Origin of the sequence: Noviherbaspirillum sp., from assembly GCF_035627455.1 — a bacterium.
Classification (GTDB): Bacteria; Pseudomonadota; Gammaproteobacteria; order Burkholderiales; family Burkholderiaceae_D; genus Noviherbaspirillum.
Map to the genome: position 1 here is coordinate 1 of NZ_DASPLS010000068.1, position 16123 is coordinate 16123.

15 protein-coding genes are annotated in these 16123 nt (G+C 65.2%); all 15 read left to right on the forward strand.

Annotated features, from left to right (window positions below):
- Positions 1–1212: nodulation protein NfeD (locus VEC01_RS13025; RefSeq protein WP_324901319.1), on the forward strand; the 1212-nt coding region annotated here is incomplete at its 5' end.
- An 18-nt stretch (positions 1213–1230) separates the two neighbouring features.
- Positions 1231–1998, forward strand: a complete 768-nt coding sequence (locus tag VEC01_RS13030) for a slipin family protein (protein WP_324901320.1) — start codon at positions 1231–1233, stop codon at positions 1996–1998.
- Between the two features lie 23 nt (positions 1999–2021).
- Positions 2022–2498: a Na+/H+ antiporter subunit E gene (locus VEC01_RS13035; RefSeq protein ID WP_324901321.1), complete on the forward strand. Its 477-nt coding sequence runs from the start codon at positions 2022–2024 to the stop codon at positions 2496–2498.
- Entirely contained in the window at positions 2495–2788 is a 294-nt protein-coding gene (locus VEC01_RS13040) for a monovalent cation/H+ antiporter complex subunit F (RefSeq protein ID WP_324901322.1), read from the forward strand. Before VEC01_RS13035 ends, VEC01_RS13040 begins: the two co-directional genes overlap by 4 nt.
- Positions 2775–3077 carry a monovalent cation/H(+) antiporter subunit G gene (mnhG, locus tag VEC01_RS13045; RefSeq protein WP_324901323.1) on the forward strand — a complete coding sequence of 101 codons (303 nt, stop codon included), beginning with the start codon at positions 2775–2777 and terminating at the stop codon, positions 3075–3077. The genes VEC01_RS13040 and mnhG overlap by 14 nt, the downstream gene beginning before the upstream one ends.
- Before the next feature lie 6 nt (positions 3078–3083).
- Positions 3084–3341, forward strand: coding sequence for a DUF4040 domain-containing protein (locus VEC01_RS13050; RefSeq protein WP_324901324.1), 258 nt, complete (start codon positions 3084–3086; stop codon positions 3339–3341).
- Entirely contained in the window at positions 3338–4015 is a 678-nt protein-coding gene (locus VEC01_RS13055; protein ID WP_324901325.1) for an MnhB domain-containing protein, read from the forward strand. The genes VEC01_RS13050 and VEC01_RS13055 overlap by 4 nt, the downstream gene beginning before the upstream one ends.
- Positions 4012–4317 carry an NADH-quinone oxidoreductase subunit K gene (locus VEC01_RS13060; RefSeq protein ID WP_324901326.1) on the forward strand — a complete coding sequence of 102 codons (306 nt, stop codon included), beginning with the start codon at positions 4012–4014 and terminating at the stop codon, positions 4315–4317. Before VEC01_RS13055 ends, VEC01_RS13060 begins: the two co-directional genes overlap by 4 nt.
- Positions 4310–5752: a complex I subunit 5 family protein gene (locus VEC01_RS13065; protein WP_324901327.1), complete on the forward strand. Its 1443-nt coding sequence runs from the start codon at positions 4310–4312 to the stop codon at positions 5750–5752. The genes VEC01_RS13060 and VEC01_RS13065 overlap by 8 nt, the downstream gene beginning before the upstream one ends.
- Positions 5749–7257, forward strand: a complete 1509-nt coding sequence (locus tag VEC01_RS13070) for a complex I subunit 5 family protein (RefSeq protein ID WP_324901328.1) — start codon at positions 5749–5751, stop codon at positions 7255–7257. The genes VEC01_RS13065 and VEC01_RS13070 overlap by 4 nt, the downstream gene beginning before the upstream one ends.
- A 205-nt stretch (positions 7258–7462) precedes the next feature.
- Positions 7463–7885 carry a universal stress protein gene (locus VEC01_RS13075; RefSeq protein WP_324901329.1) on the forward strand — a complete coding sequence of 141 codons (423 nt, stop codon included), beginning with the start codon at positions 7463–7465 and terminating at the stop codon, positions 7883–7885.
- Positions 7886–8088: 203 nt separating this feature from the next.
- Positions 8089–9114, forward strand: coding sequence for a patatin-like phospholipase family protein (locus tag VEC01_RS13080; RefSeq protein ID WP_324901330.1), 1026 nt, complete (start codon positions 8089–8091; stop codon positions 9112–9114).
- A 603-nt stretch (positions 9115–9717) separates the two neighbouring features.
- Positions 9718–10098 (forward strand): BON domain-containing protein, encoded by a 381-nt coding sequence (locus VEC01_RS13085; protein WP_324901331.1) that lies wholly within the window; start codon positions 9718–9720, stop codon positions 10096–10098.
- A 238-nt stretch (positions 10099–10336) separates the two neighbouring features.
- Positions 10337–12133, forward strand: a complete 1797-nt coding sequence (locus VEC01_RS13090; RefSeq protein WP_324901332.1) for an autotransporter assembly complex family protein — start codon at positions 10337–10339, stop codon at positions 12131–12133.
- A gap of 13 nt (positions 12134–12146) precedes the next feature.
- Positions 12147–16123: translocation/assembly module TamB domain-containing protein (locus tag VEC01_RS13095; RefSeq protein ID WP_324901333.1), on the forward strand; the 3977-nt coding region annotated here is incomplete at its 3' end.

Below are 16123 nucleotides of genomic sequence, written 5' to 3' on the forward strand. Positions count from 1 at the left end.
CGTGCCGCCCAGGATGGCAGCCAGCTCGTGGTCCTGCAGATGGATACGCCGGGCGGGCTCGATACGTCGATGCGCACCATCATCAAGGCCATCCTGACCTCGCCCGTGCCGGTCGCCGGATTCGTCGCACCCAGCGGCGCGCGCGCGGCAAGCGCGGGGACATACATCCTCTACGCCAGCCATGTGGCGGCGATGGCGCCGGGAACCAACCTCGGCGCTGCCACGCCGGTGCAGGTCGGCGCGCCGGGCATGGAGCCGGACCGCGCCCGGCGTCCCGAGGGAAAGGATGACGCCAAGAACAAGAAGCCGGGCTCGACGGAGGACGCGACCGGCGAACCGATGACGCGCAAGCAGGTCAACGATGCCGCGGCCTATCTTCGCGGGCTGGCTCAGATGCGCGGGCGCAACGCGGAATGGGCGGAGCGCGCGGTGCGCGAGGCTGTCAGCCTGCCGGCGGAGGAAGCGCTCAAGCAGCGCGTGGCGGACCTCGTCGCCGCCGACGTGCCGGCTCTGCTCGCGGCCGTGGACGGCAGGAAGGTCACCGTCCTCGGGCAGGACAAGCTGTTGAAGACCAGGGGGGCGGCGGTGAACGACGCACGTCCCGACTGGCGCGCGCGCCTGCTGGCGACGATCACCAATCCGAGCGTCGCCCTGCTGCTGATGACGGTCGGTATCTACGGCCTGTTCTTCGAATTCATGAACCCGGGGAGCGCCGTGCCAGGCGTAGTCGGCGCAATCAGCCTGCTGCTGGCGCTGTATGCCCTGCAGCTGCTGCCGGTGAACTACGCCGGCCTTGCGCTGATCGTGCTGGGCATGGCCTTCATGGTGGCCGAGGCTTTCCTGCCGAGTTTCGGCGTGCTCGGCCTGGGCGGCATCGTCGCGTTCGTGACCGGCGCGCTGATCCTGATCGACACGGAACTTCCAGGCTTCGGCATTCCGGTCGCCCTGGTCGTTTCGATCGCACTGACAAGTGCGCTGTTGCTGATTGCCATAACCGCGGTCGCGCTCAAGACAAGGCGGCGCGCGGTGAAGGCGGCCGGCGATCCTGTCGGCGCAGTTGCCGAAGTGGTCGACGCCGCCCAGGGAGGCAGCTGGGTCAGGCTGCATGGCGAAACCTGGCGCGCGGTCAGCAGCACCCCGCTTGCGCCTGCGCAAAAGGTCCGGGTGGTTGCACGTAACGGGCTGCTGCTGGAAGTCGTCCCCGAGAAATAACCAACAAGGAGAATGGCGATGGTTTTCGACATTGGTTTCGGTTTTGCCGGTCTGCTCGTGATTGCGGTCCTCATGCTGCTCGCTTCGGCGATCCGGGTATTGCGGGAGTACGAGCGCGCCGTCGTGTTTCAGCTCGGGCGCTTCTGGGGCGTCAAGGGGCCGGGCCTGATCATCCTGATTCCCGTCCTGCAGCAGATGGTTCGGGTGGACCTGCGCACCATCGTGCTCGATGTGCCCACGCAGGACGTGATTTCCCGCGACAACGTGTCGGTGAAGGTTAACGCGGTCATTTACTTCCGCGTGGTGGAACCGGACAAGGCGATCATCCAGGTCGCGAATTTTTTCGAGGCGACCAGCCAGCTTGCGCAGACGACCCTGCGTTCGGTGCTGGGCAAGCACGAACTGGACGACATGCTGGCCGAGCGCGAGCGCCTGAACATGGACATCCAGCAGGTGCTCGACCAGCAGACGGATGCCTGGGGCATCAAGGTCGCCAACGTCGAGATCAAGCATGTCGACCTCGATGAATCGATGGTGCGCGCGATTGCCCGGCAGGCGGAGGCGGAACGCGAACGCCGCGCCAAGGTGATCCACGCCGAGGGGGAACTGCAGGCGTCCGAAAAGCTGATGCAGGCCGCGCATGTGCTGGCGCAGCAGTCGGGGGCGATGCAATTGCGCTATATGCAGACCCTCTCCAATATTACCGGCGACAAGTCCACCACCATCGTCTTTCCATTGCCGGTCGACATACTGACCGGGCTCATGGATGGGCAAAAACGTTCCTGAGCGCGGGAAAAGGTAGCCGTTTCATGACGCTGCGATCTTTTCTGTTGCGTACCGCGTTTTATGCGGCGGTCTGGGCGAGCATGACCGGCAGCGCCGGCGGGAGCTGGGGGGTGGGGATCATTTCGGCGAGCCTTGCTGCTGCACTCAGTCTCCGTCTTCACCCGCCGGGAGCGCGGCGCCTGTCACTGCGAGGCGTACCCGGTTTCCTTGTCTTCTTCGCCGTGCACTCGCTGCGTGGCGGCGTGCAGGTCGCCGCGGTCGCGCTGTCGCCGCGGCTTGACCTGCGGCCGGCGATGCTCGACATCCCCCTTCGCTTGCGCGAAGAGGCCGATCAGCTTTTTCTGGCCGGGTTTCTGAGCTTGATGCCCGGAACCTTGAGCGCGGGGCTCGACCATGGCCGCCTGCAATTGCATGTGCTGGACCGCCGCAATCCGGTGGAAGACGATGTGCGCGCCGCCGAAGTCCGGGTCGCGCACCTGTTCGGAGTGCCGCTTTCATGAATACGCTGCTTATGATGCTGGCACTGTTCCTGCTCGCCAACCTGCTGGCGGCGCTGGTGCTGGTTGTGCGCGGCCCGACTTCCGCCGACCGCCTGCTGGCCGCGCTGCTGTTCGGCACCACGGGAGTGGCGGTCTTGCTGCTGCTGGCGCGGGCCGGCGGCGACCCGGGCAACGGACCGCTGGTGGATGTGGCCCTGGTGTTTGCATTGCTGGCTTCCATCAGCGGCGCCGCCTTTGCGCAGCGCGCCTGGCGAAGGGAATCTGGAGGGAACGAACGTGAGCGTCCTTGACTGGCTCAGCGCCGCCTGCCTGCTGATCGGGGCAGTCTTCTTCCTCGCCGGAACGTTGGCCTTGCTGCGTTTTCCGGATGTCTATACGCGGCTGCACGCATTGTCGAAAGCGGACAACCTCGGGCTTGGCTTCACGCTGCTCGGACTGCTGCCCCATGCGCAGGGAGCGGCAGCGGTGGTCAAGCTGCTGATGGTCTGGGCGCTGGTACTCACCGCCAGTGCGTCGGTGAGCTTCCTGATCGCGCGCCGCGCGCGCCGCCGCGGCATCGTCCCCTGGACGGGGGGGTGATGCGAAATGACGGTGCTGGCCTTCGACCTGCTGCTGGCCGCGTCATTGCTGTGGAGCGCGATACGAGCCCTTACCGCGCCGGATCCATTTCGCGCGGTGGTGATGTTCATCGTCTTCGGCCTGCTCATGGCTCTCGCCTGGGCGCGGCTTGGCGCGCCCGATCTGGCACTGGCAGAGGCCGCCATCGGGGCCGGCCTGGCGGGCGCGCTGCTATTCGATTCAGTCGGGCATCTCCGCGCGCGCAGCGGGAGGCGGCCGAAATGAAATTGCTGCCGAGACTGGGGGTGACCGCCGTGTTCGCCGTGCTTGCGGCAGTGCTCGTGCACGCGGTGCTCAACCTGCCGGAACCCGCAGTGCGACTGGGCGGGGCCGTCGATAAGGCCCTGGGCCAGAGCGGTGTCAGCCACCCGGTGACGGCAGTGCTGCTGAATTTCCGCGGATACGACACTCTCCTGGAAACGGCGGTACTTCTTCTGGCCCTGATCGGCGTGCTGACCGCGAGCGGCCAGGTACCGGGAAGCATGCGCCGCCTGCCGTCGACGCCGCACGCCTTCCTTCAGTCGCTGGCACGCCTGGTCTCTCCCCTGATGGTTCTGGCCGCCGGCTACCTTTTGTGGGCAGGATCGCACCGTCCGGGCGGCGCTTTCCAGGCAGCTGCGGTCCTGGCAGCGGGCATCATTCTTCTCTACCTTGCAGGCCTGCTTCCTGCGAATGCCGCTTCGACCTCATCGTTGCGGGCCGGCCTGCTGGCGGGCTTCCTGATCTTCCTCGCGCTTGCCGCGGCGCCGTTGCGCAACGGCGCTCTGCTGCAGTACCCCGTTGAAATGGCAGGCGCACTGATCCTGCTGATCGAGTCCGGGTTGACGCTGTCGCTCGCGCTGACTCTCGCCGGACTCTTCCTTTGCCTGCCGGACGAATTCGAGGAGGAGGACGATTGACTCCCGGCCTGCTGTTCGCCCTCACCGGCATCGCCTTGTTCGCGTGTGGCGCAGCCGGCGTCATTCTGGCGCCGCACCTGCTGCGCAAGATCATTTCCTTCAATGTCATGGGCAGCGGCGCCTTTCTCGTCCTGGTGGGGCTCGCCCAGCGCGACGGCGGCGTCGACGCGGTTTCTCAGGCAATGGTCCTGACCGGAATCGTCGTATCCATTGCAGCAACTGCGCTGGCGCTGGCGCTGGCACGGCGGCTCTTGAATCAATGCGGCGAGATGCGCTTTCCGGCGGAGACGCCGGATGATTGACATCATTCCCCTGCTCATCCTCACGCCTCTTCTGTGGGCCAGCCTCGCCTTCCTGTTCGGGCCTGTCTGGGGCGCGCGCCAGGCAATCGCCGGAATCACCCTCCAGGTCGTGCTGGCGGTGATGTTGGCAGAGAATGTTTCGGGCGGCGCGCTGCGCACGCATGCGGCGGGCGGTTGGGAAGCGCCGCTCGGCATCACGCTTTCCGCAGACGGTCTCGGCGCCACGATGTTGCTTCTTACGCAAGTCGTCGCCCTGCCTCTCGCGTTCTACGCAGAGGCCTACTTCAGCAGGCATCGCGACGGATCGGACACCTTCTGGCCGCTTGCCGGGTACCTGCTGGCGGGCATGAATGCGCTGTTCCTGTCGGCGGACGTATTCAACCTCTATGTCACGCTGGAGCTGGTCGGCCTGGCAGCCGTCGGCCTCGTGGCCTCCGGTGGAAGTGCGCACTCGGTGGCGGCGGCATTGCGCTACCTGTTCGCGACGCTGCTCGGGTCCGGCGCATACCTCCTGGGCGTCGCCCTCCTGTATGCGGCTTATGGAACGGTTTCGCTGGCGGAGCTGACCTCGCTTGTCTCCGAAGCGGCGCCGACGGCGACCCTTCTGGCAGCGCTTCTGATGCTTACCGGAATGGCGATCAAGACTGCACTGTTTCCCTTTCATTTCTGGCTGCCGCCCGCCCACGGCGGTGCGCCGGCCCCGGTATCCGCCCTGCTCTCGGCGCTGGTCATCAAGGCATCGTTCTACCTTGCGGTGCGGCTCTGGCTTACGCTCTTTCTGCCGCTGGTCACGCCCGTGTCCGCCCAGTTGTTCGGCGTCCTCGGCGCCGCTGCCATTTGCTGGGGATCGGTGATCGCCTTGCGCCAGACGCGGCTGAAAATGCTGATTGCGTACTCCACGGTGGCCCAGATCGGCTATCTGTTCCTGTTTTTTCCATTGGCTACCGACACTGCGCCTGACGCCGTTCAAAGCGCGCTGCAAGGCGTGACGCTGCACGCCTTTTCCCACGGGTTTGCAAAGGCAGCGATGTTCGCCGCCGCCGGCGCCGTGATTCTCTCTACCGGGCATGACAGGATCGGGCAGCTGGGCGGCATCAGCGCGCACATGCCGCTCACGGTTTTCACCCTCGCGATTGCGGGCGTCTCGTTGATGGGGTTGCCGCCGTCGGCCGGCTTTCTGGCCAAGTGGCTGTTGATCGACAGTGCGATCGCGAGCGGACAATGGTGGTGGATCCTGGTCATGATCGCCGGCGGCTTGCTGACGGCGGCCTACGTCTTCAAGGTACTGCGCCACGCCTTCCTGCGAGCCGAGCAGAGCGTGACGTTCAGGCCCTTGCCTCGGATGGCGGAATGGCCGGCCTTTTTGCTGGCGCTCGCCAGCCTGGCGCTGGGTGGCCGCGCGACCGAAGTGCTGAATCTGCTGGGGGCGCCGTGACCTGGAACGGCGCGCTACCCGCGCTGGTCCTGTGCAGCTCGCTCCTGCCGGGGCTGATCATCTTCAATCTGCCGGAAGAGAGGCGCCTCCTGCGCACGGCGCTAAACCTGGCGGGGGCGGTCCTGAAGCTGGTGCTGATCGGCGTCATGCTCTGGGGCGTGGCCCGCGGGGAGCAGTACCAGTTTCGCCACGCCATCCTGCCGGGATTGGAGCTGGTGCTGCATGCCGATGCCCTGGCAATGCTCTTCGTCACGCTTTCGGCGGTGCTGTGGTTCTTTACCACACTCTATGCAATCAGCTACCTGGAAGGCTCGCCGCATCGAAGCCGCTTCTTCGGCTTTTTCAGCCTTTGTGTGACGGCAACGGTCGGTGTGGCGATGGCGGGCAATCTGTTCACCTTTTTCTTTTTCTATGAGTTGCTCACGCTATCGACGTACCCGCTTGTCGTTCACCGCGGCACGAAATCGACGCTGCATGCCGGGAATTTTTATCTCGCGTACACCCTGGCTGGAGGCGCGGTCCTGTTGACAGGCGTGGTGTGGATATACGGCCTGCTGGGCCGGGTGGAGTTTGTTCCCGGCGGATCGGTATCGGTGCTCGGCCCCGCGTACGCCGACCAGTTGCGTCTTGTATTCGTGCTGCTGATTGCCGGTGTCGGAGTGAAGGCGGCCCTGGTCCCATTGCATGGCTGGCTACCCAGGGCAATGGTCGCGCCCGCACCTGTATCGGCGCTGCTGCATGCCGTTGCCGTGGTGAAGGCAGGCGCCTTTGGCGTGGTGCGCGTCGTCTACGAGGTCTTTGGCGTCGAGACTGCGCACGACCTGGGCCTGCTGACACCGCTGGCCGTGCTGGCCTGCGCCACGATCCTGTGGGGCTCGCTGCGCGCCCTGTTCCAGGACGACCTGAAAAGAAGACTGGCCTACTCCACAGTCAGCCAAGTGTCATATATCGTGCTGGGCGTGGCGCTTTTCGGGCCGATCGGGACGATTGGTGGGCTGGCGCATCTCGTGCATCAGGGCATCATGAAAATCACGCTGTTCTTTTGTGCCGGCAACTTTGCCGAAACCCTGGGCGTGCACAAGGTCAGCGAGATGAACGGAGTCGGGCGGCGGATGCCGCTGACAATGGCAGCCTTCACTATTGGCGCGCTGGGCATGATGGGCGCGCCGATGACCGCCGGCTACGTCAGCAAGCATTACCTGTCTGGCGGTGCGGAAGCGGCGGGCGCGCCATGGGCCGCATGGGTGTTGCTGGCATCGAGCATACTGAATGCGGCGTATTTCTTGCCGATTCTCTACCGCGCCTGGTTCCGGCGCCGGGATGAGGCATGGCCGCATGAGGCGATTGCTGCCCGGAGCTGGCTGGAAACCCGTGCATTGCTGCTTTTCCCGCCGCTGGCGTGCACGCTGGCGGTCCTCTGCGCGGGCATGCTGTCCGAACAAGGCTGGAGCCCGCTTTCCTGGGCAAAGCTGATTGCCGAGCGACAGTATCTGCGATTGGAGTAATCCGCAAGGGATCCCGGCTCCGCAATATGGAAAAGTCCATTCTTTTTCGCTGAACCGGGCGCTGCTGCTTTGTTCCAACAGTCGTCGTACGGCCGACACATCCGCCTGTTTTGCGGCAGATCAGTTTCTTCTGAACTGCGCATCGGTACGCTCTGCCTGTCATCGCCTTCGATGACGGCAGCAGAATTCTGGAGGAAGAACCAGCATGCCAAAAATTCTTGTGCCCTGCGACGGGTCGGACAATGCGCTGCGGGCGGTGCGCCATGCCGCGTCGCTGGCCAAGCTGATTCAAGGCACGGAGATCGAGCTGCTGAACGTGCAGGATCCCGTCCTGCTGCGGGATCATGTCACCCGGTCGGCGCTGGAGATCGAGCGGATGCAGGCCGACGAGGCCGGGCGTGTTCTGCACCCTGCGCGTCGGGTTCTCGAAGCAGAGCGGATTCCGTACCAGGTCCGTCGCCGGTCCGGCACGCCGGCGTCCGAAATTGCGCAGCAGGTGCATGAATCGCATTGCGACGCGGTGGTCATGGGTACGCGCGGTCTGGGGCCGGTGGCAAGCCTCATGATCGGCTCGGTCGCAATGCGGGTCATCCATCTGGTTGACGTGCCCGTCACGCTCATCAAGTAGCCCGGACGCCGGATGCCGTCAGTCTGGGTCCGGTTTGACGTATGCGCCCTGACCGCCGTCGGGGGACGGCGCCTGTTTCATTGCGGGGATGTGGTTGCGGAGAAGACGGGGCCGTCGGACACCATGTTCATGGCCGGCGCCATCGGGCCGGCGATTGCCGCCGCCGTGGTCGCCGCGCCTGGCCCCCTGCCGGGGGCAGGTTTATGACAAGCCGACTCGCCATCGACATCGCGCTGCAAGGCGGCGGCGCGCACGGCGCATTCACCTGGGGCGTGCTGGACCGGCTTCTCGCCGACGAGCGCCTGCGCATTGATGGCATCAGCGGGACCAGTGCCGGCGCAATGAATGCGGTGGTGCTGGCCGACGGCTTTGCCCGCGGTGGCGGCCCGGCGGGCGCGCGGCGCGCATTGCGGTCGTTCTGGCGGGCCGTGAGCGCGATTTCGCGCTTCAGCCCGCTGCAGCGCTCGCCGCTCGACCGGCTGTTCGGCAACTGGTCGCTCGACACCAGTCCGGGCTACCTGGCAATGCAGCTGGCCGGCACCCTGGTATCCCCGTACGAAATCAATCCGCTCAATATCAACCCCTTGCGCGATCTCCTGCACAGGCTGGTGGATTTCGACCGCGTGCGCGCCTGCGGCGAGCTGAACGTATTCATTTCGGCGACCAATGTGCGGACCGGCAAGGCGCGCATCTTCCGCCGGGACGAGCTGGATGCGGACAAGGTCATGGCGTCGGCATGCCTGCCGCAAATATTCCAGGCAGTGGAGATCGATGGCGAGGCGTACTGGGATGGCGGCTACATGGGCAATCCCGCGCTCTTTCCGCTAGTGGACGAAACCGATGCGCATGACCTGATCATCGTCCAGATCAATCCGGTCGTGCGCGACACTTTGCCACGCAGCGCAGCGGAAATCATGAACCGGCTCAACGAAATCACCTTCAATGCCAGCCTTTTGCGTGAAATCAGTTCAATTCTTCTGCTCAAGAAACTGATCGACGAAGAGCATGTCAGCCGCGTCAGGTATACCGACATGCGCCTGCACCGGATCAACGCCGATTCGGAACTGTTGAACCTGAGCGTATCGAGCAAACTCAATGCGGAGTGGAAATTTCTCGAATATCTGTACAAGGCCGGTGTCCGCGTCGCCGATGCCTGGCTGGCAGACAATTTCAGCAAGCTGGGGCGGGAATCGACCCTGGACCTGACCGACATTTCCAAGCCGGATTGAGCCGGCACGCCGCAGGTGATCCGGCCAAGACCGGTGCACCTAGCCTGCTCTTGCGTCCCTCTTCGCGGGATGGCCTAGAAAATCAGTTTAAAGACCCCGAAGATGGTTAACATTCCGACGATGAAGATGATCGCGAGGAGCCACAGCAATATTTTCATTTTTTACTCCAACGAGTGGTCCAAAGGATGACAAACGGGAGAACCCGCGGCCGGGTCAGCCTTGCCGCCGGCGGGCGGGGAGATCTGCGGAGATACGGGATCGTCACGGCCCGGCTCCGGAGGAACGCCCTGCCTTGCCGTTCCCCCGCGATCCGCCGTGCCGCCGATGACGCCCGGTCTGCTGCCGCTTGTGCACTTCATCACGCCTCTTGCAACTAGCATGCCCGCCGGCGTCCGCAATAACACTTTCTTCCATGCATTGGACAGCCGGCTTCGACAAGCAGCACGCAACTTGGAACGAAGCAAGCGCGCGCAGCGGGTCCGTTGTCCGGGATTACATTCGGGAACTCAAAACCTTGTAGAATTTTCCACAAGGCGCGGGAGTTTTGGGTAAAGGTAATCGGAAAGCGCTTTTTTTCGGCGGCCGCGCGGATTGGTATGAAAAATGCAGGACAACTTAGGCTTTGAAAGGGAATCTCCACGCAAACCGACCTTTTGTGAGGGAATCGCCATGAAACGCTTGCAATTCGTTCTTGCAGTTATCGTGTCCACCTTCCTGGTTGCATGTGCCCCGACATCGACGTCGCGGTCGACCGGCCAGACGCTGGATGACGCCGCGATTACGGCACGCGTCAAGACCGAAATCGCGCAAACCCAGGGAATCGGAAATGCGGCTGCCATCAATGTCGATACCTACCGCGGCGTCGTATCTCTGGCGGGCTTCGTCGACAGCGATCAGCAGAGGCGCACGGCCGGCCAGGCCGCCCAGCGGGTTCCTGGCGTGGAGAAAGTGTTCAACAACCTGCAATTGAAGACCAAACAATAGTGCAATGAGTGATGGTGCTCGACAACCGCGACGCAATCGGAAGCACCTCCAGGAAAACGGGCTGCGGACAAGGATATCCGGCCACGCGGGCCAGGACCGTCGGCATGCATCACTCCGCTTGATGTTCACTCTGCGCGGCGTCGTGCATGCCGCAGTCTCTCTGCTTCGCCCTTCCGGCGCGGGCATGCGCCCGCGCGCGCCTCACGGTTTGCGCCCTGCCGTCTCCTGAGGTCAAGACGTGAACAGATCAGCAAGCCCGGCGTCCACCCTCGGCATTCCGCCACGACGCTTCCGGACAATCGCTTCCGCGCTGCTGCTCCTGTTCAGCCTGCCGGCCGCTGCCTATCGTGTCGAAATCGACGCACCGAAACCGCTGAAAGGCGTGCTCGAACAGTTTCTCGATCTCGCGCGCTACGCGGACCGCGAAGACCTGACGCCGGACCAGCTTGATTTCATGGTTGCGAGGGCGCCGGAACAGGTCGCAAAGCTCGCGGCGACCGAGGGCTTTTTCTCGACCAGCACCGAGGTCAATGTCGAGGCGCAATCGGGAGAGACCGTAGTGCGGGTGGCGGTCGCGGCAGGACCGAGGACCATCGTGTCGGAGGTGGATATCAAGGTCGAGGGGTCGGCGAGCGAACGCTCGCCGGAGCAGGTGGAGCAGGTCCAGGAATCGTGGTCGCTGAACCGGGGCGACGCGTTCCGCCAGGAGGAATGGGAAGAGGCGAAGCAGCGCGGCCTCCAGATCCTGCAGCGCCGGCGTTACGCAGCGGCGGCAATCGCGTCGTCCGAGGCGCGCATCCTGGCGGACGAGCACGCCGCCGAACTGGGGGTGACCTACGACAGCGGCCCGGTATTCACGTTCGGCGCTTTGCAGATCAGCGGCACCGCGCGCTATCCGGAAAGCATCGTGCGCAACGTGAGCCCGCTGCGCGAGGGAGAGGAATACAGCGCCGACAAGCTGCTGGAATTCCAGCGCCAGGTGTTGCGCACACCCTATTTCAGCAACGCGGTGATCGACATCGCAAGGGATCCGGCGCAGGCCGACCTTGCGCCGGTCAGCGTGCGGGTGACCGAGTTCCCGGCGCAGCGCGTGCGCGCCGGCGCCGGCTATACCACCGACACCGGTGCCCATCTCGACGCGCGCTATTCGCACAACAACCTGTTCGACCGCGCATGGGTGCTCGATACGCAGGCGACGGTGGAACAGCGGCGCCAGTTGGGCGCACTCGAACTGGCGCTGCCGCCGGGACGCAACGCCTTCGTCAACAGCTTGCATGGCTCGATCGAGCGCACCACGCTCGAAGGCGTGGAGTTGCGCAGCCGCCGGGCCGGGGTGCGCCGCACGCGCAATACCGACATCCGCGACTTGTCGTACTCCCTTGAATACTACCGCGACGAGCTGGAACGCATCGGCGGCGCCCCGCTCCCGCGCGACGTCGTGGTAAGCCCCGGGGCGCACCAGGCTCTCGTGCTCGGTCTCACCAAGACCCGGCGGCAGGTCGACAACCCGGCGTTTCCCCGCAAAGGACGCATTGTCACGCTCCAGGCCGGCATTGCCGTCAAAGGACTGCTGACCGACCAGACCTTCCTGCGCGGCTATGGCCGGCTGCGCGAGTTCATTCCGGTCGGGAGCCGCGACCTGGTGATCCTGCGCGCCGAACTGGGCGCCGTCGTTTCCAAGGGCGGCAATACTGCGATACCGGCTTCGCTCCTGTTCCGCGCCGGCGGCACCGATTCAGTGCGGGGCTACGCCTTCCAGAGCATCGGCAATGAACGCGACGGGACCGTCTATCCGACCCGCTTTCTTGCTACCGGCGGCGCCGAGTACCAGCGCTGGCCGACCGAGCGCTGGGGCGGCGCCGTTTTCTATGATGTCGGCATGGCAAGTGACCGCTGGAACGAGCGCGAGCTCTTTCATGCCGTAGGGGTCGGCGCCCGCATGCGCAGTCCTGTCGGGCGCGTGAACGTGGACCTGGCATACGGGCTGCGCGACGGCACGATCCGGCCGCATGTGTCGCTGGGCGTGGCGTTCTGAGCCGGAACGCCCGATGACTGCCCTCCACTCACCTGCCCCGCCCCAGGACGGCAAGGCGCCGCGCGAGCACCGGGCGAAGCGGCTCCTGGGCCGTGCCGCCGTCGCCTTCGCGGCACTCCTGTTGCTGCTCGTTGCTTTCGCCCTGTTTGCGGTATTTACCGAATCCGGCGCGCGTATTGCCTGGAATGCGGCGCAGCGGATCCTGGGTGGACAACTTTCGGGCGAAGTCGCAGGCGGGACCCTTGCTGACGGGCTGCAGCTGCGCAACGTGGTCTACGAAGACGCGACCAAGCGGCTGCAGATCGACCGGCTCGACGGCAAGTGGCAGCTGTCGCGCTCGCCGCTCATGCTGACGGTGCAAAACCTCCAGATCGGCAAAGCCGACCTGACGCTGCGGCCCGGTCCGGAAAAGGAGCCGGCGGGCTTGCCGAAGGAAATCAAGCTTCCGCTCGCCTTCGATCTGCAGCGGGCCGGCGTGCAAGAGCTCGCGATTCACAGCGACGGATCGACGAACCGGATCAATGACATTGTGCTGCGCGCCGGCTCCGACCGCGTGCATCATCGCGTCGAGCTCGAACGCGCGGTCACGCCCTTTGGAAAAGCCGCCGCGTCGATGCGCCTGAACGGGCAGGATCCGTTCGCGCTCAGTGGCAACGCAAATCTGGATGGCGGCTTGCGCGAGATCCCTTACCGGCTTGGCGTGGAGCTGTCCGGTACGCTGCGCGAGCCCGGGATCCGCCTGGATGCGGCGGCGGCGGGCGCGACGGCGCGGGCCGACGTGGCGGCGACGCCATTTGCCGAAGTCCCGCTGCGGCGGGCGGAAATGCGCGTGCGGAGCCTGAATCCGAAAGCACTCAATCCAAACTGGCCCGAGGCCAGGCTGGACATCACCGCGGACCTGGCCCCCGCCGCGGGTGCGGGAACCGCCCGGGCCGGCGCGCCGCTGACTGTCGCCGGTCCGGTGACGCTTAACAATGCAGAGCCGGGTGCGATCGATCGTGGCCGGCTGCCGCTTGCGTCCGCGCGGGCGGAGGTGGTCATGGACGCGGCGCGGCAGCAACTCTCGCAATTGACCGTCACGCTTGCGGACGACGCAAAGATCACCGGGAGCGCGGAATTGCGCGGCGCGGATCAGGGCGAGCTCGCGTTGCAGGCAAGCGGGATAGACCTGCAGGCCTTGCATTCGAAGCTGAGGGAAACAGACCTGACCGGGCCGTTCAGCGTCACGCTGCGCGGCCAAACGCAGCAAATCCATCTGGACTTGTCCGACCGGACGTTCTCGGTCGTCGCTGACGCCACGCTCGACCCGCGCCAGGTCAGCATGCAGACCGCCCGCGTGAAAGCGGGTGTCGCGGGTCTCGAGCTTTCCGGAACAATGGCGCGCGACGCCGAATCCGCCTTCGATGTGAAAGGGACATTGACCGACTTCAATCCGGCACTGTTCTTTGCCCCGTCCCCCAAGGGGCGTTCCGGCAAGGGGAAATCCGCATGGAGGCCGGCCGATGCGCGAATCGGCATGGACTTTCAGGCGCAAGGAAAGCTGCAGCCCGGCCTGCGCGCGCAAGCGACGTTCGATATTGACAATCGCAGCAGCTACGCCGGATTGCCGATGACGGGCGGCGGGAACGTGTCGATCGACGGCAAACGTCTGCTGCCCAGCGACGCGCGACTGTCGATTGCCGGAAATCGTGCCGCAATAAAGGGCAGCTTCGGCGCGCCTTCCGACCGGCTGGACGTCCGTATCGACGCTCCGGCACTGGATCGCCTGGGATTCGGATTGTCCGGCCGGCTGCGGGTGGACGGCCGGGTCGCGGGCAGTTTCGAGCATCCGGCCGTCGACGCAACCTACAGCGGCGAGAACCTGGGTTTCGGTGATTGGCGCGCGACGCATCTGTCGGGCCAGGCGCAAGTGCAAGGCATGCCGGGAAGCACGCCCGATGCGAAGCTCAGGCTGGAGCTGGCCGGCCGCGGGCTCGAGGGCGGCGGCGCCAGCCTGGCCAGCATGAGCGCCGGCGTCAACGGCAGCTATGCAAATCATGCCGTCACGCTGGAAGCGAAAGGACGGGTATACGGACGCGCACTCGATGCGCGCCTGAATGCGCGCGGGCGCCTGCGCGAACTGCCCGACGGCCTGGGCTGGGACGGCACGCTCGATGGCTTGGAGAACAGGGGTTTTCCGCGCCTGTCTCTCGCCCAGCCGCTGGAGCTCGCCGTCGCACCCGGCAAGATCGCTCTTGGCGCCGCCCGCCTCACGCTGGAGCAGACTTCGGTCGAACTGAAGGGCTTCAACTATGACGCCGCGGGGATCCGCTCCTCAGGGGCGTTCCGGGCGCTGGATGTTGCCCGCCTGCTGGAATTGCGCCAGCAGATGACCGGCGCCGCGCCCCCGTTCAGGACCGATCTCGTGCTTGACGGCGACTGGGACATCACGCTTGCGGAGCTCGCGAGCGGCTTTGCGACGGTCAAGCGCCGCAGCGGCGATATCAGCCTGCCGCAGGACAAAGGCCGCAACCGCCTGGGATTGAGCGATCTGAGCGCACGCGCCGACTTCCAGGGAAGACAGGTGGCGCTGACCGCAGGCTTCGTCACCTCGCGCGTCGGAACGATGAATGCAGACGCACTGGTTACGCTGCAACAATCGGACGGACGCGCCTCGATTTCTCCCGATTCCATGGTGTCAGGCCGTATTGCCGGTGGGATACCGCGCCTGCAATCGCTCGGCTTCCTGCTGGGTCCGAGCATTGTGCTCGATGGCAGCGCCGCTGTTAACCTGACAATTGCCGGGACGGTTGCCGACCCCCGGATTTCCGGCACAGCCGCCGGCAACCAGCTCGCCGTCACCCTCTATGACCAGGGCGTCCGGCTTCACGACGGCGTAGCCAGCCTTGTCCTTAACGACAACGTCGTGGAATTGCAGCAGCTGGAGTTCCATGCAGGGGGCGGCACCTTGCGCGCCACGGGGCGTTTGCCGCTGGCGCAGACCAGGGAAAACATGCGGGCCGTGATCATGGCAGAAAAGCTGCAGCTGCTGTCCAACCCGTCCGGCCAGATGACCCTCTCGGGGCGCGCCGAGGCCAATGCCGTCGACGGGCAATTGCTGGTCACCGGCGATTTCGTCGTCGACCACGCGCTGTTCAGCCTGCCGGAAAAGTCGGCGCCCAGGCTAGGCGACGACGTGGTCGTCGTCCGCCGCGGCCAGAACGGGAATGCGCCGGCCGCTGACGCCAATGTCATGGTTGTGAAGAAGCAGCCGGCGGGACCGTTCTCTCCCCGCATCAACATCCGCGTCGACCTGGGAAACGACTTCCGTTTTGAAGGTTCCGGGGCCGACCTGCGTCTGGCCGGGGCACTGAACATCCGCGCCGCGCCGGGCGAGGCGCCGCAGGCGTTCGGTACCGTTCGCGTTGCCGAAGGAACGTATGAAGCGTTTGGGGCCGAACTCGAGATCGAGCGCGGCGTCATCAACTTCCAGGGGGCGTTCCAGAATCCGAACCTGAACATTGTTGCGATGCGGCGGGAGCAGGAAGTCGCCGCCGGCGTCAACGTGACGGGAACGGCACAGCGCCCGCGCGTGCAGCTGGTGTCCGAGCCGAACGTCCCGGACGAAGAAAAGCTGTCCTGGCTGGTCTTCGGCCGCGCGGGCACCGGCGGGAACGGCGCCGCCGGACAGGCACAGGCGGCAGCCAGGGGCGCGGCATTGGGGTTGCTGAACAAGTTCGGCGGCGAGCGCATCGCCAGGGGCTTCGGGCTGGATGAATTTTCGTTTGGTGAAAGCGAATTCGGACTGGATGGCCAGCAGGTGGTCAACCTGGGCAAGGAAATATCCGAGCGCCTGTACCTCGGCTACGAACAAAGCCTGGCGAACGCAGAGGCGGTACTGAAGCTGACCTACGAACTCACCCGCAACTGGTCTGTCGTCCTGCGCGGCGGCGCGGTCACCGGGCTCGACGTGTATTTCGGCAAGCGCTTTGACCGGATACGCCCGGAGCC